The following is a 25,151-nucleotide window of genomic DNA, read 5'->3' as shown; positions in this document are numbered from 1 at the left end:
CTATGTGTCTATTATAGATCACTGAGCGCTATTTGTCAAATAAAAATACTTCTCTAATCCATCTCCCTTACATGAGTCTCAATAAAGGCAATTTCCTCAGGGGAAAGGTCATATTTTTGATAGAGCTGACCGTCAATATCAGCCACTGATTGTGTCCAATCAATGTCCGAATTGACCGTGAAGTCTTGGAGTGGGACTTTGGCCCAAGTTGCTGGAGGATTATCTTGCGTTAATTTCAAAATACCTAACATAACTCTAGCAAATTTAGTTTTAATATACTTAAAACAAGCCTCTGCTTCTATTTTTGTGTCAAATTTTCCAATAGATATAAACGTCTGAGAATACCCGATTAGGGGTTCCCCGATTAGGGGTGTTGAAAGCACTTCACCTAAAGCACCACTTCCGTTAGCTTTAGGTAAAATAATTTTCCAAAAGAGCAAGTTAGGATGCTCTCGTAAGTATTCTTTTTTTAGATATTTTACAGAGCGCCCGTTTTTCTCTCGTCCAATTATTTGAACGTATTCTGTATTTGAATCTACTTTATCTTTAAATACCTCAGGGTATCGTTCAAAAATATTTGTAGAAACAGCTTTTCTGTGACTTGAATCAGTTCTAGAGATTAGTTCCGGAAAATCTTCAAACATAATGTCTGTCAACTTGTGACTATCTGAGCCAAACATAATTTCTGATAGTGATGGTTCTTGCAACTTTTTAACTTTTCTATAGATACTATCAAGTAAAGGCTCAGAGATAAATGTCTCTATTGGTTCAAAATCTTTATTTTTGTCATGATAAGTGATGACAACACCGCCTTTAATATCAGTCCCAGGAAAAACTTTATTGCTCTTTAATTCATAAAATTTAACTTTTAAATGTCTACTATTTAACATTTTATGATTCCATTTTTTGGGAGTTCCTCCTGTATTCGCAAGAAATCTAGCTGGGGTCACTAGCACAGTTTTATCTGAAATTTTATAAGATTCCTCCATAAAGAAATGATAAATAGGCCTTGTCTGAGTATTCGCCCCTTCAATTTCCTCCTGATAAGGCGGATTTCCTATCACGACATCAAATTTCATTTCACTTTCCTCACTTGATAGGCGCTCAAAACCTATCATTTTATTCTTTTTCCAGTCTTTGATTTGGGTTTTAGATTCTTCTACTTCTTGAATTTCTAGCTCATCTGTAAACAAGCTTAGTTGTTGAGATTGCCCTTGGATAGCTGAATAAGGACTGGTTTTTTTCAGTCCATCCATCTGAAAGACATTGTAAGAGATAATAGTCGCAATCTCTTTCTTTTGCTCTAATGTTGGTTGATTTCCAGTCTTAGCAAGATAGTAGTCCTCAAATGTCGCCAAAAGATTCTCACGCGCCAAAAGGAGAGAATCTCCTTGATACTCATAACCATAAGAAGCTCGGTAAGCTTTTTTTAAAAGTTCATAGAAGGTTACTTCATCAGAAACTTCACGACTAATCCTTTGCAGTTTTCTATCTACAAACCCAACACGCTCAGATAATGGAATTTCCTCACCAGTTACCGTATCATATCGCGTTACCATATAAGGTGCTTCACCACAGGTAATTTCTAGCCAGCGCACTTGGATATAATCTTCAAGATTCAGAGTTTCAAGTTCAGCTTCAACGTAACCATTTTGCTTTTCAACTAACCAAGTTGGCGTAAAAACTTCGGCTCTAATCTTAGTCCGATCTTTTTGCTCATATTTGGATTTTTCAGATCTGGGTTGAATCAAGTTGGCATAGGTTCCCGTCACCTTACTTGGATTGATGCGATCACTTGGAGCAAATCCCTTTCCTAACAATTCATAAGAATGCGTAGCCCAAACAATTGATTTCTTTGTCGTTCGATCTTTTAAAAGAATTTTTAATAAGTCAGCCGATTCTTTAGCTAAACTTTCTTCACTAATATCTATTGTCATAAGCAACCTCTCTTATATTGTAAGCCCTATTATATCATATTTTAAAGAATGAAAATTGACTTGGAAAAAAGTAATTCAATAAATATCTCTCCGATGACCAACTTCTAAAGTAGCAATGACTAATTCATCATCTACAATTTGTACGATAACTCGATAATTACCAATTCTATAGCGCCATTGACCAACGCGATTGCCAACCAAAGCCTTTCCGTGTCGTCTTGGGTCTTCCAAAACATTGGTTTGTAAATAGTTTGTAATTAGCTTCTGCGTATAACGGTCCAATTTTTTCAATTGCTTGATGAAACGTCTTGTTGGAACTAATTTATACAAATTATTCATCCTCCAAGCCTAAATCATGCATCATTTCTTCCCAAGTAATGGGTTCAACTCCTTTTTCCAAGTCTTCTAAATACTCTTGATAGGCTAAATCTGCCACACGAGCGTCGTATTCGTCTTCTAAAGCTTCAAGAGTTTTGGTGCGGATCAGTTCCGACAGGGAAACTCCTTCAAACTTAGCCATTGCTTTCATAAATGTTTTATCAGCTTCAGAAACTTTTAATGTAATAGTAGTCATCTTTTGTACTCCCTTTTTTAATGGTAACACCATTGTATTACTTTTTAGGTGTTCAGTCAATATAAAAAGAACACCTTCTCAGCGTTCTTTCTATATATCTGTCAATGGTGTTGCGGTATCTGGTGAAGTATCATAAACCTTAAAGTCTACTCCGACTCCCAGATCAGCTTGTGCTAGCTGATTGACCATAGTCATGTGAGCCAGCTCCTTGATATTGTTTTCCTTAGACAAGTGACCAAGATAGATTTTCTTAGTGCGATTTCCTAGGGTCCGAATCATAGCTTCAGCACCGTCCTCGTTAGAAAGGTGACCTAGATCCGATAGGATTCGTTGTTTGAGTCGCCAAGCATAAGATCCTGCTCGCAAAATCTCTACATCATGGTTGGACTCGATAAGATAGCCGTCCGCATTTTCGACAATCCCTACCATACGGTCACTAACATAACCTGTATCTGTCAAAAGGACAAAACTCTTGTCATCCTTCATAAAGCGATAGAACTGCGGTGCGACTGCATCATGGCTTACACCAAAACTCTCGATGTCGATATCTCCAAAGGTTTTGGTTTTGCCCATCTCAAAGATATGCTTTTGCGACGAATCCACCTTACCGAGATATTTGCTGTTTTCCATAGCCTGCCAAGTCTTTTCATTGGCATACAAATCCATACCATACTTGCGAGCTAACACACCCACTCCATGGATATGGTCTGAATGCTCATGGGTAATCAAGATGGCATCCAAGTCTTCTGGCTTGCGATTAATCTCAGCAAGTAGACTAGTAATCTTTTTACCAGATAAACCGGCATCCACTAAAAGCTTCTTTTTTGGGGTTTCCAGATAAAAGGAATTTCCACTGGAACCTGACGCTAAAATACTATATTTAAAGCCTATTTCACTCATTCTAGTCTTCTACTTCATCCTCCCATACTTCTTCTTTCACTGCATCCTTATCATAAGGGAGCACAATGGTAAAGGTTGATCCCTTGCCGTATTCACTCTTGGCCCAAATAAAGCCCTTATGTTGTTTGATAATTTCTTTGGCAATAGCCAGTCCCAAACCCGTTCCACCTTGGGCACGACTTCTAGCACGATCCACACGATAAAAACGGTCAAAAATACGTGGTAAATCCTGCTTAGGAATGCCTAAACCATGGTCAGAAATGGATAAAATCATCTGGTCTTCAGTTGTCTTCATAGTCACTGTAATTTTCCCACCATCTGGCGAATACTTGATGGCATTGTTAAGAATATTATCAATCACCTGTGTCATCTTATCTGTATCTATCTCTATCCAAACTGAAGTAATGGGGTAATCTCTCACCAGTTCGTATTTCTTCTCTTCATCCTGCCCTCTTATCTGATCAAAACGGTTGAGGACAAAAGTAATAAAGGCAGTGAAGTTAATCAGTTCCACATCCAGATGACTGGTAGCATTGTCAATCCGAGAGAGATGAAGGAGGTCAGTTACCATTCGCATCATACGATTGGTTTCGTCTAGAGATACCTTGATAAAGTCTGGTGCTACAGTTTCACACAAAGCTCCCTCATCCAAGGCTTCAAGATAGGATTTTACGCTGGTCAGAGGAGTCCGTAACTCATGGCTAACATTGGAAACAAAGAGTCTTCGTTCGCGTTCTTCCTTCTCCTGCTCCGTCGTATCATGCAAAACAGCCACCAGACCCGAAATAAAACCAGACTCTCGACGTATCAAGGCAAAGCGAACTCGAAGGTTCAAATATTCGCCATTGATGTCTTGGGAATCTAGCAACAATTCTGGACTTTGGGTAATCAAATCACGCAATTCATAGTCTTCTTCTATCTTGAGTACTTCCAAAATGCTTCTATTCAGAACATCTTCCTTAACCAACCCCAGTTGCTTCTCGGCTGTATCGTTAATCATGATAATCTGACCCCGACGATTGGTCGCAAGAACCCCATCTGTCATATAAAACAGAATACTATTTAGTCTCTTACTCTCTTGTTCTAGATTTTCCTGAGTGAGACGAATAACCTCCGACAAGTCATTCAAATTATTGGTAATATTGGTGATTTCAGACCCACCTTGCATATCCAATACCTGAGAATAATCTCCTGCAATCAAGTCTTTAACCTTTTGATTGATTTGCTTCAATCGGATATTATCCCGACGATTTTCTAGCAAGAGCAAGGTCACTACTAAAATAAAGCCAAGTAGAATAAGGATAAAGATAAAATCACTAGTTAAAACTGTATCTTTAATTAGTTTAATCATTATTTCTCATATAATAACCAACACCGCGACGTGTTAGAATATACTCTGGTCGGCTGGGAGTATCTTCAATCTTCTCACGCAGACGTCGGACAGTCACATCAACAGTCCGAACATCTCCGAAATAATCATAACCCCAGACAGTCTCAAGTAAGTGTTCGCGTGTAATCACTTGACCTGTATGCGATGCCAAATGATGCAAAAGTTCAAATTCACGATGGGTTAAGTCTAGTTCTTCGCCATATTTTTTAGCCACGTAGGCATCTGGAACAATTTCTAAATCCCCAATTTGGATAGGCTGAGGTTTGCTATCTGCTTCCTGCCCATCTACTGGCATAGGTTGAGAACGACGCAGAAGAGCTTTAACACGCGCCTGCAACTCACGATTGGAGAAGGGTTTTGTCACATAGTCATCCGCCCCAAGCTCTAAACCGATAACCTTATCAAATTCGCTATCCTTAGCAGAAAGCATGATAATAGGCACACTACTTGTCTTGCGAATGGTCTTAGCAACTTCTAAACCATCAATTTCTGGAAGCATCAAATCCAGAATAATAATATCTGGCTGCTCGGCTTCAAATTGTTCTAGTGCCTCACGACCGTTAAAAGCAGTTACAACCTCGTAACCTTCCTTGGTCATATTAAACTTGATAATATCCGAGATTGGTTTTTCATCATCTACAATTAGTATTTTTTTCATATGTTCACCTTTTTCTCTACTATTATACCAAAAAAATAGCAAGAAGACATAATAGCTAGTCTTTGCTACTGTCTAATACTCTTCGAAAATCAAATTCAAACCGCGTCAACGTCGCCTTGCCGTACTCAAGTACAGCCTGCGGCTAGTTTCCTAGTTTGCTCTTTGATTTTCATTGAGTCTAAGTTGGCTTGTGCATAAGCCTGCCAGATTTTTTGTTGGGGTTTGGCAAGTGGAACATCCTTGAACTCTTCTGGTGAAAGCCAGCGAACTTCCCTATCTGAAAAATCATGGAAGTCACTCACTTGACCTGCTACAATTTGAACATGCCACTTGCGATGACTAAAGACATGCTTGACAGTCTCAAAATAAACATCAAGCCAATCAACATCTAGGTCATAGTCCTGCTGGAAACTCTCTTCTGGACTGGGTCCAAAATTCACACTTTCTTCTGCAACCTGATGGAAGAGGTCAAACTGCTCCTCTTGCGAAAAGTCATCTACTTCTACCAGTGGGAAATGCCAAAAACCTGCCAATAGCTTTTCACTTTCATTTTTTTCAAGTAAAAATTGCCCCTGAGAATTTTTCACAACTAAGGCTTTAAGATAAATAGGAACAGGCTTTTTCTTTGGAGCCTTAATTGGATAACGGTTCATGGTTCCATTCTGATATGCAGCACTAAAGTCCTTAACCGGACTTTCTTCTGGTCTGGGATTTACAGGCGCCTCAATATCTGAGCCCAAGTCCATCAAGGCTTGGTTAAAGTCACCTGGCCGTTCCTGATCAATCAGGATTTCCATCATTGCCTGAAAAATTTTGCGATTATTTGGAATGCCAATATCGTGATTGACTTCAAACAGACGCGCCAAAACCCGCATGACATTACCATCGACCGCTGGCTCAGGCAAATTAAAAGCGATACTGGAAATGGCTCCTGCTGTGTAAGGACCAATCCCTTTCAAGCTGGAAATTCCTTCATAGGTATTTGGAAATTGACCCCCAAAGTCAGTCATAATCTGCTGGGCTGCAGCCTGCATATTGCGAACTCGAGAATAATAACCCAAACCTTCCCAAGCCTTCAGTAAACGCTCCTCAGGCGCAGTTGCCAAACTTTCCACTGTTGGAAACCAGTCCAAGAATCTTTCGTAGTAAGGGATAACTGTATCCACCCTGGTCTGCTGGAGCATAATTTCAGACACCCAGATATGATAAGGATTCTTACTCCTACGCCATGGTAAATCTCTTTTATTTTCATCATACCAGTTGAGAAGTTTCTCACGAAAAGAAATGATCTTCTCTTCAGTCCACATGACGATACCGTATTCTTTCAAATCTAACATATCTCTAGTATAACACAGAAGATTCTAACTGTCCTTTTCCTAGTATTAATACTCTTCGAAAATCTCTTCAAACCACGTCAACGTCGCCTTGCCGTAGGTATAGGTAACTGACTTCGTCAGTTCTATCCACAACCTCAAAACAGTGTTTTGAGCTGACTTCGTCAGTCTTATCTACAACCTCAAAGCAGTGCTTTGAGCAACCTGCGGCTAGTTTCCTAGTTTGCTCTTTGATTTTCATTGAGTATAAAAAGCCTCTTCCCAAAGGAAAGAGGACTAAATCTTATTGATGAACTGCTTGGGCTGCTGTGATAAGGGTCAACTTGTAAACATCATCCGCATTACATCCACGAGAAAGGTCGTTAACTGGCTTATTCAAACCTTGCAAAACAGGTCCTACAGCCGCAAAGCCACCAAGGCGTTCGGCCATCTTGTAACCAATATTTCCTGCCTCGATACCTGGGAAGATGAAGACATTTGCTTGACCAGCTACCGTACTTCCAGGAGCTTTCAGAGCTGCAGTTTCTGGAACAAAGGCCGCATCAAATTGCAACTCACCATCGATTTCAAGGTCAGGGCGCAAATCGTGAGCAATTTTAGTTGCTTCAACAACCTTATCAACGCTTTCTCCAAATCCTGAACCTTTAGTAGAATAGCTTAGCATAGCAATTTTAGGCTCGATTCCAAACATCTTAGCTGTGATTGCTGAGTTGATGGCAATTTCAGCCAAAGCTTCTGCATCTGGATTGATGTTAATGGCACAGTCTCCAAATAGATAACGTTCAGAGCCACGAACCATAAGAAAGGCGCCTGAAGTCCGAGATACATTTGGACGTGTTTTAATGATTTGTAGTGCTGGACGTACTGTTGAAGCTGTTGAGTGAATCGCACCTGATACCATTCCGTCAACCAAGCCCAAGTAAACCAACATAACACCAAAGTAATTGACATCTTCAACCAAAACCTTGCGTGCATCTTCTTCAGACATTTTGCCCTTGCGACGCTCTACCAAGGCAGCAACCATTTCTTCAAATTTATCGTAGTGTTGAGGGTCAATGACTTCATAACCGTCCTCGATACCTTCGATTTCAAGATAAATTTTAATTTTTTCAGGATTCCCTAGCAAAACAGGAATCACTTCTGTTTCTTTTACCAAGCGCTTAGTTGCTTGCAGAATACGAGGCTCTTCCCCTTCAGGGAGAACGATACGAGCATTTTTGCCAACTAGGTTGGCTTTTAGACTTTCAAAAACTTCCATGAGTTTTCTCCTTTAAAATAATAATTATACTCTGAATCAGTTTTTATAGAGTATTAGTTGATAACTGGGTAATAAGGTTGCTAAAATCATCCGGCAAGGGACTTTCTAACTGCAAGTCTTGCTCTAAAAATGGATGATAAAAGGATAGGTAATGGCAATGCAGGGCCTGACGTTGAATGCCGTCGTCCAGACTACCACCGTATAAATCATCTCCCAACAAAGGAAAACCAATATGAGAAAAATGGACTCGGATTTGGTGGGTTCGACCAGTATGCAGGCGAATGTCTATCAAGTGGATATTTCCATAAGATGCTACAATCTTGTAAGAAGTATGGGCATACTTTCCACCTTTAGCCACTCGTCTGGTGATAATAGAGTCTTCATCACGCGCAATCGGGGCAATAATTTCCCCCTCTGACTCCAAGTGACCATCACCTTTAACCAAAGCAAAATAGCGTTTTTCAATAGACTTTTTCTGCAACTGCTTGTCTAATCGTGCATGGGCATAGCCGTGCTTGGCAAAGAGCATCAAGCCAGAAGTATCCCTATCAAGCCTGGTCACAATGTGAACCTGCTGATTTTCATAATTTTGCTTGACGTAGTAACCCTTGATAAAATTGGCAATGGTATTGGAGTGATTGACACTAGGAATAGAAGCCACTCCATAGGGTTTATTCAAGACTAGAAAATGGTCATCCTCATAGAGAATATCTAATGGACGCTCAATGGCCTCCAAGGTTTCAAAGCCTTCCTCAGCGGGAATATCAATAGTAACGCGGTCCCCAATATCCAATAAGAACGTTGCATTTTGCGGTTGGTCATTGACCAGAATAGCTCCACCTCGAAACTTAATCTTGGCTAGTAGTCCCTTAGAAACCTCGTGCTTTTTTAAGAAGGTCTTAACCTTGACATGTTCATCTGCGATAAATTCAAACCTCATTCGTCCACCTCGCCGATAAAGGCATCCTTAACGCGATTCCAGAAGCTGGTATGGCTAGGAGTCGCGACAAAGTGAATCTTATGATGATCAATTTGATACTCGATTCGCTCGATACTACGAAAAGAATAGACACTATTGTCAACCGAAATGGTGTGGTAATCATTTCTTGTTGGAATGAGTTCAATCTTATCCTTCTTAGGCACAATAATGGAAGAGCCCAGCGTTCGATAGACACGATTATTAAGGCTGGCAATTTCCGTTAATTGCAAAGCTTCAATGGTAGGGTGTAAAACAGCACCGCCAAGAGACTTGTTATAGGCAGTACTACCAGTCGGTGTCGAAACTGTTAGCCCGTCTCCACGAAAACGTTCAAAGGGAACACCATTGATGACAATATCTGCCACCATGGTTCGATCGGATCTGCGAATGCTGGCTTCGTTGAGGGCACGAAAAATCTTGACCTCTCCATTTCCAAGAAAAACCTTCACATTCAAAACCGGATAAGAAACCCTTGCTCCAGTATCCAACTGCAAATTGGTCATTAACTTATCCAACTCAAAATCACGATAATCGGTATAAAAGCCCAGATGTCCTGTATGAAGACCGATAAAGCGTACCTTATCAAGTTGGTCTTCGTACTTATGAAAGGCCGACAAGAGCATGCCATCTCCACCAATGGAAATGACAATGTCCGGACTGCTATCATTGAGTATAAACTGATTTCTCTTCAAACGATCTCGCAATTCATATAAAACCTTTTGACTCTGCGGTTTTCTATTGGCTATCAGATCAATTCGTTTACCTGTATTCTTCATCTGTATCGTCACTGTTTCCTACACCGTCATTTAATTTTCTACTCAAGGGATCAAAAAGAGCCTGGGCTTCCTGGATATCATCACGAATTTCACCCATTTCTTCATCCAACTGATGGGCGATTCTAGCTGTAATTTCCAGTCGCTTCTTAATTTCCTCTGGAAAATCCCCTTGGTACTTGTAGTTGAGAGAATGTTCTATCGTTGCCCAGAAATTCATGGCCAAGGTACGAATTTGAATCTCTGCCAAAATAGTCTTAGCTCCATTGATGGTATCAACCGTATATTCTACTACCACATGATAGGAACGGTAGCCTGAAGCCTTTCGATGAGTAATGTAATCTCGCTCCTGTATGATACGCATATCCTGACGCTTACGCAAAATTTCCACTACTTCCTTAACATCATCCACAAACTGAACCATCACACGTAAGCCAGCAATATCCTGTAAATCGTGTTCTAAGGTCGCATAAGTAATACCACGTCGAGCCATTTTTTCCTTGATACTTTCAATTGGCTTGACTCGACCAGTCACAAACTCAATCGGAGAATGCTTATTTTGCTTACGATATTGCTTGCGAATACCACGTAGTTTAATCTTTAACTCACCAACAGCTTGAATGTAAGGATCTAGAAATTCTTCCCATTCTAAGGTCATATATTCTCCCTTGTTCTCATATTATCCGTCAAAAATATCTTTGATTTTTTCTCCAGATTCATATACAATAAATACAAAGCTATTATATCATATAATCCGCTTTCATAGATAAAGAAAAGGTAAGAAAAATGAAACATTTAGAAATTGAATTGAAAACACTATTGAAAAAAGATGAATACAATCATCTAAAAGACCAGTTCGCAGGTGTCACTCCTGTTCTTCAAAAAAATTACTACATCGACACGCCTGATTTTGAACTACGAGAAAAGAAAGTTGCTATGCGCATTCGAACTTTTGAAGACTGGGCAGAATTGACACTCAAAGTCCCACAAAGTGTTGGAAACATGGAATACAATCAAAAATTGCAACTAAAAGATGCTGAGAACTATCTGAGCAAGGAAGAACTTCCTCAGGGACTGGTGCTCGAAGAATTGTCTAAACATGGTATCCAAACTAGTGAATGGCAGGTGCTGGGTTGTCTCACAACGCTTCGCTATGAAATGCAAACAGCTATTGGTCTCATGGCGATAGATGAGAGTCAGTACTTTGATATGACAGATTACGAATTAGAGCTTGAAGTGGAAAATCACGAGCAAGGGAAACAGGATTTCCAACAATTTTTAGAGAAAAATCAGATTTCCTACCAAAAAGCCCCTTCAAAATTGGTTCGATTTGTCAAAAGCATGAAAAATAGCTGAAATAATCTCTATTTTTTGGTAAAATAGAAAAGATAAAAATACTCGAATCCAAGTTAATATATGCTAAAACATATGGCTTGGCTCCATAAAGTTTACAGAGGACGGTCTATAATGTCAGATAGAAAAAATATGAAACTTTTCGCACTCAACTCTAACCAAGAGATTGCACAAAAAATTGCTCAAGCTGTTGGTGTCCCACTTGGAAAACTATCATCACGTCAATTTTCTGATGGAGAGATTCAAGTTAATATCGAAGAGAGTGTCCGTGGTTATGATGTGTACATCATCCAATCTACAAGTTTCCCTGTTAACAACCACCTAATGGAATTGCTAATCATGGTCGATGCTTGTGTGCGTGCAAGTGCCCACAGTATCAACGTTGTCCTTCCGTATTTTGGCTATGCACGCCAAGATAGAATTGCATCATCTAGAGAACCACTAACAGCTAAACTAGTTGCTAACATGCTAGTTAAAGCTGGTGTAGATCGTATCCTTACCCTCGACTTACATGCAGTTCAAGTACAAGGATTCTTTGATATTCCTGTAGATAATCTTTACACTGTTCCTCTCTTTGCTAAACACTACTGTGATAAGGGATTAAGAGGTTCAGATGTTGTTGTCGTTAGCCCTAAAAATTCAGGGGTTAAACGTGCTCGTAGCCTGGCTGAATATCTTGATGCTCCTATCGCCATTATCGACTACCCTCAAGACGATGCAACTCGCAACGAAGGCTATATCATCGGTGATGTTGCAGGTAAAAAAGCCATCTTGATTGATGACATTTTAAATACAGGACGTACCTTCTCTGAAGCTGCCAAAATCGTTGAACACGAAGGGGCTACAGAAATTTATGCTGTTTCTAGCCACGGTCTCTTCGTTGAAGGTGCTGATGAACTTCTTGACAATACTAAGATTAAAGAAATTCTTGTGACTGATTCAGTAGCAACAAAAGAAAAAACTCCTAAAAACGTATGCTACATCACTGCTAGTGAGTTAATTGGTGATGCCATCGTCCGTATCCACGAAAGAAAACCAGTCAGCCCACTCTTTGGCTATAACAAAAAGAAATAAGGTGATTCTTTGATTTATTTGGACAATGCTGCAACGACACCCATGTCAGCAGTTGCTATTTCAGCTATGACCAAGGTTATGCAAGAAACCCATGGAAATCCTTCTAGTATTCATGGTCATGGTCGTCAAGCTGGCAAACTCTTGAGAGAAGCCCGTCAGGAACTAGCCCAGTTACTGGGGACAAAACCTCAACATATCTTTTTCACTTCTGGTGGGACTGAAGGCAACAATACTGCCATCATTGGCTACTGCCTTCGTCATCAAGAACAAGGAAAACATATCATCACAACTGCTATTGAGCACCATGCTGTCCTTGAAACCATTGATTACTTGGTTCAACACTTTGGGTTTGAAGTAACCATTATCCAACCAGAAAATCAAGAAATCACAGCCCAACAAATTCAAAAGGCTTTACGTGACGATACGATTTTGGTTTCTACCATGTTTGCCAATAATGAAACTGGAAACCTACTGCCCATTGCTGAAATTGGCCAAATACTCAAGCAACACCCTGCTGCCTATCATGTCGATGCAGTTCAGGCTATTGGTAAAATCCCAATTCACCCAGAAGAATTGGGCATTGATTTTCTCACTGCTTCTGCCCATAAATTTCATGGTCCTAAGGGAATCGGCTTTCTCTACGCATCTAGCATGGACTTTGATTCCTATCTCCATGGTGGAGACCAAGAACAGAAAAAACGTGCAGGAACTGAAAATCTGGCTGCCATCGTAGGCATGGTTGCAGCCATAAAAGAAGACCTAGAAAAGCAAGAAGACAATTTTCAGCATGTACAAAATCTAGAGACTGCCTTTCTTGCAGAGCTAGAAGGAATTCAGTATTACTTGAATAGAGGACAATATCATCTCCCTTATGTTCTCAATATTGGATTTCCTGGTCAGAAAAACGACCTCTTACTCCTTCGGCTAGATTTAGCTGGAATTTCAATCTCTACTGGCTCAGCTTGTACGGCAGGCATTGTCCAATCCAGCCATGTTCTCGAAGCCATGTACGGGGCAAATTCAGAACGCTTGAAGGAATCCGTTCGCATCAGTTTGTCGCCACAAAATACTGTTGAAGATCTACAAACCCTCGCAAAAACCTTAAAAGAAATTATCGGAGGTTAGCCATATGGCATTTGAAAAAACCATTCAGTTAAAAAATTGTCGTTACGACTACACTCTTAGCCCTTCTGTTAAAAAATTCACCCTCAAGGACAACACTTTTTTTGAAACAAAGGTTGGTAACTACGAACTAACTCGCCTACTTGAAAAAGTGCCAAACAGCGGTGAAGGCTTCCAACTCAAAATCATCATCAATAAAGAGCTAACAGGAGCTAAAATCAATATCACTGACAAGTTTGGGCTACGTCTGATTGATATTTTCAAATCAGAAGACCACCACATTCATCAGGAAAAATTCTACTTCCTCATGGATAGCTTGGTAGAACGTGGTGTCTTTACAAAATCTGAAAGAGAGGTCCCATATGTTTGAACTGACCTATAAGGATAGCTATCATGTAGAGCGGACTCTCAAGTACGAAGATTATGATGCACTCATGCTGGCTTTGTCAGGCTGTGTGACCCTACCAGATACACTTTATGTGACTTCTCTGACTTTTAATGGCCAGAAAGTTTATCAGGGTCTGGTCGGAGACCTCTACCGTTTTCTATCACATGCAGATTTTTTACATCAAAACTAAGATTTTTCTTAGTTTTTTCTTGTTTTTGTTGATTTTTTCACAATGTTTCTATAAAATAGAAGAATAGAAAGGTTGTGATTTTGTGAAAGATAAACAGTCTGCTATTCCAAAAGCTACAGCGAAAAGACTCTCTCTCTACTATCGAATTTTTAAGAGATTTCATGCAGAAAAGATTGAACGTGCCAACTCTAAGCAAATTGCAGAGGCCATTGGGATTGACTCAGCGACTGTACGTCGTGATTTTTCCTATTTTGGTGAACTAGGTCGTCGTGGTTTTGGCTATGATGTCAAAAAACTGATGACATTTTTTGCCGATTTGCTCAATGATAACTCCATTACCAATGTCATGCTGGTTGGTATTGGAAATATGGGCCATGCCCTTCTCCACTATCGCTTCCATGAGCGCAACAAGATGAAGATTATCATGGCCTTTGACCTAGATGACCATCCTGAAGTCGGTACCCAAACTCCTGATGGAATTCCCATTTACGGGATTTCTCAAATCAAGGATAAAATCAAGGATGCCGATGTCAAGACTGCTATCCTGACCGTTCCCAGCGTTAAGTCACAAGAAGTTGCCAATCTCTTGGTGGATGCTGGCGTGAAAGGAATTCTTAGTTTTTCACCAGTCCATCTGCATTTACCAAAAGACGTGGTCGTTCAGTATGTCGATTTGACAAGTGAACTCCAAACCCTCCTCTACTTCATGCGAAAAGAGGATTAGAAAGCGAAAATCATTTTATGAAAAAACCAGTTATAGGGATTACAGGAAACGAAAAAACTCATCCAGATGATGACATCATGATGAGCTACGCAGCAAAAGGCTTTGTTGAAGGCGTTAAAGATGCTGGAGGGATTCCCATCATCCTACCGATTGGTGATCAAGAAATGGCCTGCCACTATATCAGTATGATTGACAAGCTCATCTTGACAGGTGGGCAAAATGTTGATCCAAAATTCTATGGTGAACCAAAAACTATCGATAGCGATGACTACCACCTTCAAAGGGATATCTTTGAACTTGCCCTCATCAAGGAAACTATTAAACAGAAAAAGCCAATTTTCTCTGTCTGCCGTGGTACCCAACTCTTTAACGTTGCCATGGGTGGAACTTTGTATCAAGATATCGAAGATCACTGGCAGGATTGTTCCGCCGAGTACACAACCCAACGCTTGGTGACAGAACCAGACACTGTTCTTCGAGAAATCTATGGAGAAATTTCCCATATCAACTCCTTCCACCATCAGAGTATTAAGAATTTAGCACCTAACTTAAAGATTGCGGCTCATGATCCTAAGGATGGTATTATAGAAGCTGTTATAAGTACGGATGATGTTGCCTTTCTCGGTGTCCAATGGCATCCAGAATTTCTATTTGAAAATCGTCCCAAAGATAAAAATCTCTTTGACTATGTTGTTAATGAACTTTAGATTAAATCCGTCTTTTCACGATAACTAAAGTAATTAGAATGAGAGACAATCAAATGGTCCAAGAGGACAATCCCCATCAGGTCACAGGCTTCTTTGACAAGTTTAGTGACATGATCATCATTTCGGCTAGGCGCTACCGCTCCCGAAGGATGATTGTGGACCAAGATAAGAGAGGTTGCCATATGCTTGATTGCATAGTGAAGAATCTCTCGCGGTTCAGCGATACTACGAGTAGCTGAGCCGATAAAAATGGTCTGTTGATGGATGATTTGATTTTGAGTATTGAGATAGAGCGCCACCAGGTGCTCTTGTTTTTTATGGCCCAATTCCTGTTGCATCTTCTTGGCCAACTTTTGACTGCTGAGAATACTTTCCATCTCAAGGGTCTCATGCTTGTGAATACGATGGCCCAATTCAATCATAGCTTGTAACTCTATGGCCTTAACACGGCCGATACCAGACAGACTCTGCAATTCCTGCAGGGTCATTTTTTTCAAATCCGTTAGGCTTGAAAGATTGCTCAAAACTTTCTGGGCAATTTCAAAAACGCTAGCTTGACGTGTTCCTGTCCTGAGTAAAATAGCTAGCAACTCTTGATTACTGAGTGCTTCAACTCCTTCCTTGGCCAGTCTTTCTCTTGGTAATAGTGAATCTTCTTGGAATGAAATACTGTACATAAAAATCCTCCTCACTTTATTATTCGTGAGAAGGATGAAAAATTAGATTTTTTTCTCAATTGGAGCCACACTAGCTAAAAGTTTTTTCAAACCTACTTCTGGGAAATTGATTTTCAACTCCTGCCTAGCACCGCTACCTGAAACTTCCAGAACAGTTCCCTCTCCCCATTTCTTGTGGAGAGCAATATCACCAATGGACCAATTTGTCTCACTAGACGCTGATTTTGCGCCAGCTGTAAATTGACCAAATGGGAGACCGCTTGACTGGATAGATTTTGGGGCAGCACTGCGTTTACGGTCTTGAAGAGCTTGAGCCAAACTCATACCTTGACCGAAGGAAAGGTCACCACTGCTATATGATGCCTTAAAGCTTGTATTTGCAGGACGAGCCAGACCTTGATACTCAAGCAAATCTGAACTGATTTCGTTAATAAAACGAGTCGGACGGTTGTAGTTGGTACGACCAAAAAGCAGGCGTGAGTTGGCATTGGTCAGATAGAGAATTTTCTCTGCACGCGTAATTCCTACATAGGCCAGACGGCGTTCTTCTTCTAATTCATCTTGATCTTCAGCTGCACGGCTAAGTGGAAAGACATTTTCTTCCATCCCAATCAAAAAGACAACTGGAAACTCGAGACCTTTGGCAGCATGCAGGGTCATCAGGGTCACTTCTGATGTCTCCTGACTACCTGAATCTGTATCGGCAATCAAAGCCAAGTCATTTAAGAAACGACTCAGTTTGTCCAGACCAGTTTCTTCTTCTGCCACATCAGAGGTGTCATCAAAGTTCTTCGTAACAGAGAGAAACTCTTCTATATTTTCAACCCGAGCCTTACTTTCCAGAGTTGCTTGGGCATTAAGAATATCAACATAACCTGTTTTTTCTAGGACGGACTCAAGCAACTCTGTGATGGTTAATTGATCCAACTGCTCCCGTAAATCCAGAATCATATTTGCAAAATCCCAGATAGACTGGGCTGCTTTTCCTTTGATGCCAGACAACATGATGTTTGCAGAAGCATCTAGCATGGACATGTCTTGCATATTCGCAAAATCACGGATTTTCTCAACAGTGCCTGGCCCAATTCCACGTTTAGGCTCGTTGATAATACGCTCAAAACTAATATTATCACTCAAATTAGCAATGAGGTTGAGATAAGCGATAATATCACGGATTTCCTTACGGCTGTAGAACTTGGTTCCGCCAACCATGGTATAAGGAATATTTGACTTGAGTAAGGCTTCCTCAATAGTACGGGACTGCGCATTAGTACGATAGAGAACTGCAAAATCCTTGTGAAGGAAGTTTTGACTGCGACCAAGTTCATCGATAGTTCTGGCTACAAATACAGCCTCATCTAGCTCATCATTGGCACGATAGTAAACGATTTGTTCCCCATCAGCGTTTTGAGTCCAGAGATTCTTAGGACGGCGATTTTTATTGTTTTTAATGACCTCGTTGGCCGCTTGGAGAATGGTTTTAGTGGAGCGATAATTCTCCTCCAACAAAACAACCTTGGCTTGGGGATAATCCTTTTCGAAGTCCAAAATATTCTGCATATCAGCACCTCGCCAACCGTAGATAGACTGGTCTGCATCCCCAACCACACAGATATTTTTAAAACGGGAAGCCAAGAGTTTTACCAATTGGTACTGAGCGTGGTTGGTATCTTGGTACTCATCAACGTGGATGTATTGGAATTTCTGTTGATAGTAAGTCAAAACATCAGGATTTTGATCAAAGAGACGCAAGGTCAGCATAATCAAATCATCGAAATCAACAGACTCAGACTGACGAAGCTCTTTCTGATAGGCTGAATAACACTGGGCCACGATTTGCGTGTACATATCTCCAGCTTGAGCAGCATAAGCCACATCATCAATCAAATCATTCTTAGCATTGGAAATGGTCCCCAAAATAGTTCGTTCATTCCATTTTTTAGGATCCAAGTTCAACTGTTTGAGAATGCGTTTCATGAGAGTTCGCTGTTCACCAGGATCTACAATAGTGAAATTGCGGTTGTAGCCAATATGGTCCGCATCGCGACGCAAAATACGCACACACATGGAGTGGAAGGTCGCAATCAAACAGTCCTGAGTGGCTGGATTGAGGCTATAAGCACGTTCCTTCATCTCACGCGCAGCCTTGTTGGTAAAGGTAATGGCCAAGATATTCCAAGGATTGACCAGCTTTTCATCGATTAAATAAGCGATACGGTGGGTCAAAACTCGGGTCTTTCCAGAACCAGCCCCCGCCATGATCAACAAGGGACCTTCTGTCGTTTGCACCGCCTCAGCCTGACGGTCATTCATTCCATTTAATAATGCGTTCATCTTCTCTTCCTTACTCTTGAAGTCAATATTTCTATTATATCAGAATTCAGGGAAAATATCTTTACCTAGACTGGTTACGTCTAGAAGGCAACTTCTTATATCTAGATAAAAAATGAGCTTGGATATTATTTCCAAACTCATTTAAAGTCAATTGCAATATACTAGAACAAACCTAATACTGTTCCATCACTTTCAACATCCATATTGAGGGCTGCTGGTCGTTTTGGAAGTCCTGGCATGGTCATGACATCGCCAGTTAGGGCAACGATGAAGCCTGCACCTAATTTTGGTACCAATTCACGAATGGTAATTTCAAAGTTTTCAGGTGCTCCAAGTGCATTTGGATTGTCTGAGAAGCTATACTGGGTCTTAGCCATACAGATTGGCAATTTGTCCCAACCGTTTTGAACGATTTGAGCGATTTGTGTTTGAGCTTTCTTCTCAAAGTTCACTTTGCTACCACGGTAGATTTCAGTAACAATCTTTTCAATCTTTTCTTGGACAGAAAGGTCATTGTCATACAAACGTTTATAGTTAGCTGGAGTTTCAGCGATAGTCTTAACAACCGTTTCAGCAAGAGCTACTCCACCTTCCGCGCCATCAGCCCAGACACTTGCTAACTCTACTGGTACATCGATTGAGGCACAAAGTTCTTTCAAGGCTGCAATTTCAGCTTCTGTATCAGAGACAAATTCGTTAATAGCCACAACTGCAGGTACACCAAATTTACGGATATTTTCAACATGGCGTTTCAAATTGGCAAAACCGGCACGAACAGCTTCTACGTTTTCTTCAGTCAGAGCGTCTTTAGCCACACCACCATTCATCTTAAGGGCACGAAGGGTTGCAACAATAACTACTGCATCTGGAGATGTTGGCAAGTTTGGTGTCTTAATATCAAGGAATTTCTCAGCACCAAGGTCCGCACCAAAACCAGCTTCAGTAACTGTGTAATCAGCCAAGTGAAGGGCTGTTGTAGTTGCCAAGACAGAGTTACATCCGTGAGCAATATTGGCAAAGGGACCACCGTGTACAAAGGCAGGTGTACCGTAAATTGTCTGAACCAGGTTCGGTTTAATAGCATCCTTCAAAATCAAAGCCAAGGCACCCTCAACCTGCAAATCACCTACAGAAACAGGTGTACGATCATAGCGATAACCGATAACAATATTCGCCAAACGGCGTTTCAAGTCCTCGATGTCTGTTGCCAAGCAAAGAATCGCCATGATTTCGGAAGCGACGGTAATGTCAAAGCCATCCTCACGTGGAATACCATTAAGAGGACCACCAAGTCCAACTGTTACATGACGAAGAGCTCGGTCGTTCAAGTCCACAACACGTTTCCAAAGGATACGACGTTGGTCAATTCCCAACTCATTTCCTTGGTGCAAGTGGTTGTCAATCAAGGCAGAAAGCGCATTGTTGGCAGTCGTAATGGCATGCATGTCCCCCGTAAAGTGGAGGTTAATGTCTTCCATTGGCAGAACTTGAGCATAACCACCACCAGCAGCACCACCCTTAATCCCCATTACTGGACCAAGGGACGGTTCGCGGATAGCGATCATCGTTTTCTTGCCAATCTTGTTCAAGGCATCCGCAAGACCAATGGTAATGGTTGATTTTCCTTCACCTGCAGGTGTTGGGTTGATGGCAGTAACCAAGATCAATTTCCCGACTGGATTGCTCTCAACTGCACGAATTTTATCAAAGCTAAGCTTAGCCTTATACTTTCCGTACAACTCCAAATCATCGTAAGAAATACCAAGTTTCTCTACAACATCAACGATTGGCTTCAACTCAATACTCTGTGCGATTTCAATATCTGTTTTCATGCAAAACTCCTCTAACCTCTTATATGATAATTCATTATAACACAAAACAAGATTTTTAACATCCCAAAACTATCTAAACGTTCGTAAATATCCCTATTTTTAAGTTTTTTAGAGTTCTTTCTTAAATTTTATATGGCTTTATAGTTTGAAACTATAGTAAATCTTCGTTTTTACCAAAAATTTATCGCTTTCATTTTACTTACCGTTTATTTTTGTGTACAATAGTGCTATGAAAATTTTAGTTACATCGGGCGGTACCAGTGAAGCTATCGATAGCGTTCGCTCTATCACTAACCATTCTACAGGACGCTTGGGGAAAATCATCACAGAAACCTTGCTTGCTGCAGGGCATGAAGTTTGTTTGATAACAACAAAACGAGCTCTGAAGCCGGAAGCCCATCCCAACCTAAGCATTCGAGAAATTAACAATACCAAGGACCTTCTAGTGGAAATGCAAGAACGTGTTAAGGACTATCAGGTCTTGATTCACTCAATGGCTGTTTCTGACTACACTCCTGTTTATATGACAGGGCTTGAGGAAGTTCAGGCTAGCTCCAATTTAGAAGAATTTTTAAGCAAGCAGAATCATCAGACTAAGATTTCTTCAACTGACGAGGTTCAGGTTTTGTTCCTAAAAAAGACTCCCAAAATCATCTCTCTAGTCAAGGAATGGAATCCTACTATTCATCTGATTGGCTTCAAACTGCTGGTTAATGTTAGCGAAGATTATCTAGTTGACATTGCCCGAAAAAGTCTTATCAAGAACCAAGCAGACTTGATTATCGCAAATGATCTGACTCAAATCTCAGCGAACCAGCATCTTGCAATCTTTGTTGAGAAAAATCAGCTTCAAACAGTCCAGACTAAAGAAGAAATTGCAGAACTCCTCCTTGAAAAAATTCAAGCCTATCATTCATAGAAAGGAAAGCTATGGCAAACATTCTCTTAGCTGTAACAGGCTCAATCGCCTCTTACAAGTCGGCAGATTTAGTTAGTTCGCTTAAAAAACAAGGTCATCAAGTCACTGTCTTAATGACCCAGGCTGCTACAGAGTTTATCCAACCTTTGACACTACAGGTACTCTCACAGAATCCTGTCCACCTTGATGTCATGAAGGAACCCTATCCTAATCAGATTAATCATATCGAACTTGGAAAAAAAGCAGATTTATTTATCGTGTCCCCTGCAACTGCTAACACGATTGCAAAACTAGCCCACGGCTTTGCGGACAACATGGTAACCAGTACAGCTCTAGCATTGCCCAGTCATATTCCCAAACTCATCGCACCAGCTATGAATACAAAAATGTATGACCATCCAGCAACTCAGGCTAATCTGAAAACATTAGAAACCTACGGCTATCAGCTGATTGCTCCGAAGGAATCCCTACTAGCTTGTGGAGACCACGGACGAGGAGCCTTAGCTGACCTCACAATTATTTTAGAAAGAATAAAGGAAACTCTCGATGAAAAAACGCTCTAATATTGCACCTATTGCTATCTTTTTTGCAACCATGCTCGTGATTCATTTTCTAAGCTCACTTATCTTTAACCTTTTTCCATTCCCAATCAAACCGACTATCGTTCATATTCCTGTCATTATTGCCAGCATTATTTACGGTCCACGAGTTGGGGTTACACTTGGATTTTTAATGGGACTACTTAGCTTGACAGTTAATACGATTACAATTCTACCAACAAGCTACCTCTTCTCACCTTTTGTACCAAACGGAAACATCTACTCAGCTATCATAGCTATCGTCCCACGTATTTTGATTGGTTTGACTCCTTATCTAGTCTATAAACTAATGAAAAACAAGACTGGTCTGATTCTAGCTGGTGCCCTTGGTTCCTTGACAAATACTGTCTTTGTCCTTGGTGGAATCTTCTTCCTATTTGGAAATGTTTATAATGGAAATATCCAACTTCTTCTGGCAACCGTTATTTCAACCAACTCAATTGCTGAATTAGTTATTTCTGCAGTTCTAACCCTAGCTATTGTCCCAAGGCTACAAACCTTGAAGAAATAAAAATAATCTCCGCTTTCATGCTTGAAGGTGGAGATTTTGTTTGATCTAGTTTGTGTTTTTAGTGAAATCTTTACCAATATTTAATTTAAAACGACCTATAAACCTAAGTAAATCCTTGCTTTATTATCTTGTTTGTTGTACTATACTAGTGTATATACAGTTAAAAGGAGATTCTTATGAATACACGGAAAAAGACACAATTTATGACAATGACAGCCCTCTTAACGGCTATTGCAATTTTAATTCCAATTGTCATGCCTTTCAAAATCGTCATTCCACCCGCTTCTTACACTTTGGGGAGCCATATCGCTATTTTTATTGCCATGTTCTTGTCGCCCTTGATGGCAGTTTTTGTCATCCTAGCCTCTAGTTTTGGTTTTTTGATGGCTGGCTATCCTATGGTTATCGTATTTCGAGCTTTTTCCCATATCTTTTTTGGGACTTTGGGGGCTCTTTACCTACAAAAATTCCCCGATACCCTAGATAAACCAAAAGCTTCCTGGATTTTCAACTTTGTGTTAGCACTTGTCCATGCCCTTGCTGAAGTATTGGCCTGTGTCGTTTTTTACGCAACTTCTGGTACCAATGTAGAAAATATGTTTTATGTTCTATTTGTGCTAGTTGGATTTGGTACAATTATCCATAGTATGGTAGACTATACATTAGCACTAGCTGTCTATAAAGTGCTTCGAAAACGTCGTTAAAAGGAAGAACTATGACAAAAGATCGCAAACAAGCCCTGCTCCAACTCTTGAAAGAAGCTCCTAAAGCCCTTAACGGCCAAAGTTTGGCGGAACATTTTCATGTCACACGTCAGGTCATTGTACAGGACATTGCAATTTTGAGAGCCGATGGCGCTCCTATCCTATCCACTAATCGTGGCTACGTCTATAAGCAAGTTGATGTCAATCCATACGTCCACAAACTTTTCAAAGTCAAACATGAAGTTGAAGAAATCGGTCAGGAACTCCTAGCTATCGTCGATAATGGTGGACGTGTCCAGAATACCTTGATTGACCATCCCGTTTATGGAGAAATTGAAACCTTGCTTAAACTGTCTTGTCGCAGAGATGTGCAACATTTTCTAGAACAAGTCGAGCATTCTGACTTTAGACCTTTGTCTGAATTGACAGATGGCATCCATTACCACCTAGTCGAAGCCGAGACACAACAAGACCTCCACTATATCGAGGAGGCCTTGGATCAGCTCGGTTATTTAGTAAAGGATTAGAAAATTTTCTGTTCCCAATCGTCTTCTGTACGGCGAGGGTAGAAAAATTCAGATTTGTCAGGATCTTCCATCATCTCCATCAAGGGTAGCATATCATAGGCCAGATCCAAGTTTGGAATCTGGTCTTTTTTCACCTCCTTCTTCTGAAGATTGAAGAGTTCCAGTAAACTCAGTCGCCTTATAGTCAATTGAACTATAAAAACTCTAAGCAGGCAGAGCCTGCTAACTCATGACAGAAAAAGAAGTTTAGCCTATAATGAAGATGAACAATACAAATCCGTGGTGTCTAATAGGGCTTTTCCTAGCCTGTTAAAAAAACTGGATGAACAAGAGTCATGAGATAACTCGAATATGCCTTGAGCATGAAAATAAAATTACTAGTAGCCTCTTGTTCTATTGTTCAAATAGTTAACAGGAGGTTTTTATAATGGAAGTCATGATTGAAACGTGTTGTGGTATTGATGTCCACCAAAAATCCATTGTTTGTTGTATTCTAGATGGTCCACTAGATACTAATAAGCCAAAGAAAATTCAGAAGAAATTGGGGACAACTACTGTAGCTCTTCACAATGCCTTAGATTGGTTGGTGGAAAACCATGTCACACATGTCTTTTTTGAAAGTACTGGGCAATATTGGCTCCCTCTCTTTAATATCTTTTCAGATTCTAATCTCGTCTTGGTACTTGCCAATCCTCAACATATCAAGAATGTGCCTGGTCGAAAAACAGACATGAAAGATGCCGAATGGATTGCTCAACTCGGCCGTTGCGGACTAATTGAACCTTCCTATATCCCTGCTCCTGAAGTAGTACAGCTTCGTTTACTGACACGTCGCATGCGTTCTTACAAGCAGCGTCAAACTCAAGTCAAAAATGAAATTCACAATCTCTTACAACGGACTAATATCAAGCTAACAAGTTATCTTTCTGATATTTTTTCTAAGACAGGGCGATCACTTTTAAAATTATTTATTAACGGAGAAACCATTAATGTAGAATCTGTTATCCCTTGTATCCAAAAGCGAGTGAAAGCAAGTCCAGAAGAACTTGTTGAAGCGATGGAAGGAAAGTTGTCACTAGAAGACCGCTTCCTCTTAGACCAGAGCTTAGAGGAATATCAGATGTATCAGGAACTCATTGAAAAATTGACCGATGAGATTCAACACTACATCGAAAAGGAGTTTCCCTGAGGAAAATAGGATACTTCAAACCATTCCTGGTGTGAATGAAAACTGTGCTGCCACTATTCTAGCTGAGATTGGACCAACTGTTACAGCCTTTCCATCCGATGCACACTTAGCATCCTGGGCCGGACTATGCCCAGGGTCTTATGAGAGTGCTGGCATTAAAAAATCCTCACACATTACGCAAGGAAATCGCTATATCAAACAGGCTCTGACCATGTCGGGATTAATTGTAGCACATTCTAAGGATCCAGCTTTTTCTTCTTTTTACAATCGAATTTCCCAAAGAGGAAGCAAGATGAAGGCGATTATTGCTTGTGCTCATAAGATTCTCAGAATCATTTACAAACTACTCTCCACCAAACAGACTTATCAAAAAGAAAAGGCGATAGGACTGAGGAAACAGTTCTAACGCCCAAACTAAAAAAATTTCAATTACAGTATAGCACAGGAAGTGATTTTTTGCGCTTTTTTACTGTTTTTTTCAAATAAAAAGACTGAGTT

The 25,151-nt window shown here is 40.4% G+C and carries 29 protein-coding genes and 1 pseudogene; 14 read left to right on the top strand and 16 right to left on the bottom strand.

The annotated features are described in order from the left end of the window. Positions 1–53 precede the first annotated feature (53 nt). From SMIDD28_RS03130 to SMIDD28_RS03080, 12 genes are all read right to left on the bottom strand, one after another. Entirely contained in the window at positions 54–1,937 is a 1,884-nt protein-coding gene (locus SMIDD28_RS03130) for an Eco57I restriction-modification methylase domain-containing protein (protein WP_061424637.1), read from the bottom strand. Positions 1,938–2,012: 75 nt separating this feature from the next. Beyond that, positions 2,013–2,267 (bottom strand): type II toxin-antitoxin system RelE family toxin, encoded by a 255-nt coding sequence (locus tag SMIDD28_RS03125; RefSeq protein WP_007284771.1) that lies wholly within the window; start codon positions 2,265–2,267, stop codon positions 2,013–2,015. Position 2,268: 1 nt separating this feature from the next. Further along, a complete protein-coding gene (gene relB, locus SMIDD28_RS03120; RefSeq protein ID WP_000208079.1) occupies positions 2,269–2,511 on the bottom strand; it encodes a type II toxin-antitoxin system RelB family antitoxin in 243 nt (80 codons plus the stop codon). A gap of 90 nt (positions 2,512–2,601) precedes the next feature. Further along, on the bottom strand, positions 2,602–3,411 hold the full coding sequence (locus SMIDD28_RS03115) for an MBL fold metallo-hydrolase (protein WP_061424636.1): 810 nt from the start codon (positions 3,409–3,411) through the stop codon (positions 2,602–2,604). Position 3,412: 1 nt separating this feature from the next. Further along, positions 3,413–4,762, bottom strand: coding sequence for a cell wall metabolism sensor histidine kinase VicK (gene vicK, locus SMIDD28_RS03110; protein ID WP_061424634.1), 1,350 nt, complete (start codon positions 4,760–4,762; stop codon positions 3,413–3,415). Next, positions 4,755–5,459 (bottom strand): response regulator YycF, encoded by a 705-nt coding sequence (yycF, locus tag SMIDD28_RS03105; RefSeq protein WP_061424632.1) that lies wholly within the window; start codon positions 5,457–5,459, stop codon positions 4,755–4,757. Before yycF ends, vicK begins: the two co-directional genes overlap by 8 nt. Before the next feature lie 125 nt (positions 5,460–5,584). Continuing rightward, positions 5,585–6,796, bottom strand: a complete 1,212-nt coding sequence (gene mutY, locus SMIDD28_RS03100; RefSeq protein ID WP_061424630.1) for an A/G-specific adenine glycosylase — start codon at positions 6,794–6,796, stop codon at positions 5,585–5,587. Positions 6,797–6,863: 67 nt separating this feature from the next. Beyond that, complete coding sequence (locus tag SMIDD28_RS11835) at positions 6,864–7,034, bottom strand: hypothetical protein (protein WP_196756366.1); 171 nt, start codon at positions 7,032–7,034, stop codon at positions 6,864–6,866. A 42-nt stretch (positions 7,035–7,076) separates the two neighbouring features. Then, positions 7,077–8,051 carry a phosphate acetyltransferase gene (pta, locus tag SMIDD28_RS03095; protein WP_061424628.1) on the bottom strand — a complete coding sequence of 325 codons (975 nt, stop codon included), beginning with the start codon at positions 8,049–8,051 and terminating at the stop codon, positions 7,077–7,079. Between the two features lie 43 nt (positions 8,052–8,094). Beyond that, complete coding sequence (locus SMIDD28_RS03090; protein WP_061424626.1) at positions 8,095–8,991, bottom strand: RluA family pseudouridine synthase; 897 nt, start codon at positions 8,989–8,991, stop codon at positions 8,095–8,097. Further along, a complete protein-coding gene (locus SMIDD28_RS03085) occupies positions 8,988–9,806 on the bottom strand; it encodes an NAD kinase (protein WP_061424624.1) in 819 nt (272 codons plus the stop codon). Before SMIDD28_RS03085 ends, SMIDD28_RS03090 begins: the two co-directional genes overlap by 4 nt. Then, the gene (locus SMIDD28_RS03080) at positions 9,790–10,461 is read right to left on the bottom strand and encodes a GTP diphosphokinase (RefSeq protein WP_061424622.1); all 672 of its coding nucleotides are present in this window, start codon (positions 10,459–10,461) and stop codon (positions 9,790–9,792) included. The genes SMIDD28_RS03085 and SMIDD28_RS03080 overlap by 17 nt, the downstream gene beginning before the upstream one ends. A gap of 128 nt (positions 10,462–10,589) precedes the next feature. Here SMIDD28_RS03080 and SMIDD28_RS03075 point away from each other — a divergent pair, with 128 nt between their 5' ends. The 7 genes from SMIDD28_RS03075 to SMIDD28_RS03045 all read left to right on the top strand — a co-directional run bounded on the left by SMIDD28_RS03075 (position 10,590) and on the right by SMIDD28_RS03045 (position 15,361). Beyond that, positions 10,590–11,159, top strand: a complete 570-nt coding sequence (locus tag SMIDD28_RS03075; protein ID WP_061424621.1) for a CYTH domain-containing protein — start codon at positions 10,590–10,592, stop codon at positions 11,157–11,159. Between the two features lie 111 nt (positions 11,160–11,270). Further along, positions 11,271–12,230: a ribose-phosphate diphosphokinase gene (locus tag SMIDD28_RS03070; protein ID WP_061424619.1), complete on the top strand. Its 960-nt coding sequence runs from the start codon at positions 11,271–11,273 to the stop codon at positions 12,228–12,230. Positions 12,231–12,239: 9 nt separating this feature from the next. Beyond that, positions 12,240–13,355, top strand: a complete 1,116-nt coding sequence (locus SMIDD28_RS03065) for a cysteine desulfurase family protein (RefSeq protein ID WP_061424617.1) — start codon at positions 12,240–12,242, stop codon at positions 13,353–13,355. 4 nt (positions 13,356–13,359) lie between these two features. Beyond that, positions 13,360–13,722 (top strand): DUF1831 domain-containing protein, encoded by a 363-nt coding sequence (locus tag SMIDD28_RS03060; protein WP_061424614.1) that lies wholly within the window; start codon positions 13,360–13,362, stop codon positions 13,720–13,722. After that, entirely contained in the window at positions 13,715–13,930 is a 216-nt protein-coding gene (locus tag SMIDD28_RS03055) for a DUF4649 family protein (RefSeq protein ID WP_061424612.1), read from the top strand. Before SMIDD28_RS03060 ends, SMIDD28_RS03055 begins: the two co-directional genes overlap by 8 nt. Positions 13,931–14,012: 82 nt before the next feature. Beyond that, complete coding sequence (locus SMIDD28_RS03050) at positions 14,013–14,654, top strand: redox-sensing transcriptional repressor Rex (RefSeq protein ID WP_000653417.1); 642 nt, start codon at positions 14,013–14,015, stop codon at positions 14,652–14,654. A 17-nt stretch (positions 14,655–14,671) separates the two neighbouring features. Further along, the gene (locus SMIDD28_RS03045; protein ID WP_061424610.1) at positions 14,672–15,361 is read left to right on the top strand and encodes a gamma-glutamyl-gamma-aminobutyrate hydrolase family protein; all 690 of its coding nucleotides are present in this window, start codon (positions 14,672–14,674) and stop codon (positions 15,359–15,361) included. Here SMIDD28_RS03045 and radC read toward each other — a convergent pair. The 3 genes from radC to SMIDD28_RS03030 all read right to left on the bottom strand — a co-directional run bounded on the left by radC (position 15,358) and on the right by SMIDD28_RS03030 (position 20,204). Beyond that, positions 15,358–16,038, bottom strand: coding sequence for a RadC family protein (gene radC, locus SMIDD28_RS03040; RefSeq protein ID WP_061424608.1), 681 nt, complete (start codon positions 16,036–16,038; stop codon positions 15,358–15,360). The genes SMIDD28_RS03045 and radC overlap by 4 nt on opposite strands. Before the next feature lie 42 nt (positions 16,039–16,080). Next, on the bottom strand, positions 16,081–18,372 hold the full coding sequence (gene pcrA / locus SMIDD28_RS03035; protein ID WP_061424606.1) for a DNA helicase PcrA: 2,292 nt from the start codon (positions 18,370–18,372) through the stop codon (positions 16,081–16,083). 161 nt (positions 18,373–18,533) lie between these two features. Beyond that, positions 18,534–20,204: a formate--tetrahydrofolate ligase gene (locus SMIDD28_RS03030; RefSeq protein WP_061424604.1), complete on the bottom strand. Its 1,671-nt coding sequence runs from the start codon at positions 20,202–20,204 to the stop codon at positions 18,534–18,536. A gap of 229 nt (positions 20,205–20,433) precedes the next feature. Here SMIDD28_RS03030 and coaB point away from each other — a divergent pair, with 229 nt between their 5' ends. From coaB to SMIDD28_RS03005, 5 genes are all read left to right on the top strand, one after another. Then, positions 20,434–21,123, top strand: coding sequence for a phosphopantothenate--cysteine ligase (coaB, locus tag SMIDD28_RS03025; protein ID WP_061424602.1), 690 nt, complete (start codon positions 20,434–20,436; stop codon positions 21,121–21,123). Between the two features lie 11 nt (positions 21,124–21,134). Beyond that, positions 21,135–21,686 (top strand): phosphopantothenoylcysteine decarboxylase, encoded by a 552-nt coding sequence (gene coaC / locus SMIDD28_RS03020; protein ID WP_061424600.1) that lies wholly within the window; start codon positions 21,135–21,137, stop codon positions 21,684–21,686. Next, positions 21,670–22,233 (top strand): ECF transporter S component, encoded by a 564-nt coding sequence (locus tag SMIDD28_RS03015; RefSeq protein WP_061424598.1) that lies wholly within the window; start codon positions 21,670–21,672, stop codon positions 22,231–22,233. The genes coaC and SMIDD28_RS03015 overlap by 17 nt, the downstream gene beginning before the upstream one ends. A 176-nt stretch (positions 22,234–22,409) precedes the next feature. Further along, complete coding sequence (locus SMIDD28_RS03010; RefSeq protein WP_001097393.1) at positions 22,410–22,937, top strand: ECF transporter S component; 528 nt, start codon at positions 22,410–22,412, stop codon at positions 22,935–22,937. An 11-nt stretch (positions 22,938–22,948) separates the two neighbouring features. After that, positions 22,949–23,464 carry a transcription repressor NadR gene (locus SMIDD28_RS03005; protein ID WP_000159189.1) on the top strand — a complete coding sequence of 172 codons (516 nt, stop codon included), beginning with the start codon at positions 22,949–22,951 and terminating at the stop codon, positions 23,462–23,464. Here SMIDD28_RS03005 and SMIDD28_RS03000 read toward each other — a convergent pair. After that, positions 23,461–23,662, bottom strand: a pseudogene (locus SMIDD28_RS03000) (hypothetical protein); the annotation flags it as partial. The gene SMIDD28_RS03005 and the pseudogene SMIDD28_RS03000 overlap by 4 nt on opposite strands. A gap of 229 nt (positions 23,663–23,891) precedes the next feature. Here SMIDD28_RS03000 and SMIDD28_RS02995 point away from each other — a divergent pair. Both SMIDD28_RS02995 and SMIDD28_RS02990 read left to right on the top strand, forming a co-directional pair. Further along, a complete protein-coding gene (locus SMIDD28_RS02995; RefSeq protein ID WP_061424596.1) occupies positions 23,892–24,653 on the top strand; it encodes an IS110 family RNA-guided transposase in 762 nt (253 codons plus the stop codon). Then, positions 24,616–25,059, top strand: coding sequence for an IS110 family transposase (locus SMIDD28_RS02990; protein WP_001212086.1), 444 nt, complete (start codon positions 24,616–24,618; stop codon positions 25,057–25,059). Before SMIDD28_RS02995 ends, SMIDD28_RS02990 begins: the two co-directional genes overlap by 38 nt. Positions 25,060–25,151: the final 92 nt, after the last annotated feature.

Origin of the sequence: Streptococcus mitis (assembly GCF_001579045.1) — a bacterium.
Taxonomy (GTDB): Bacteria; Bacillota; Bacilli; order Lactobacillales; family Streptococcaceae; genus Streptococcus; species Streptococcus mitis_D.
This window is presented reverse-complemented; position numbering and strand designations above follow the sequence as displayed.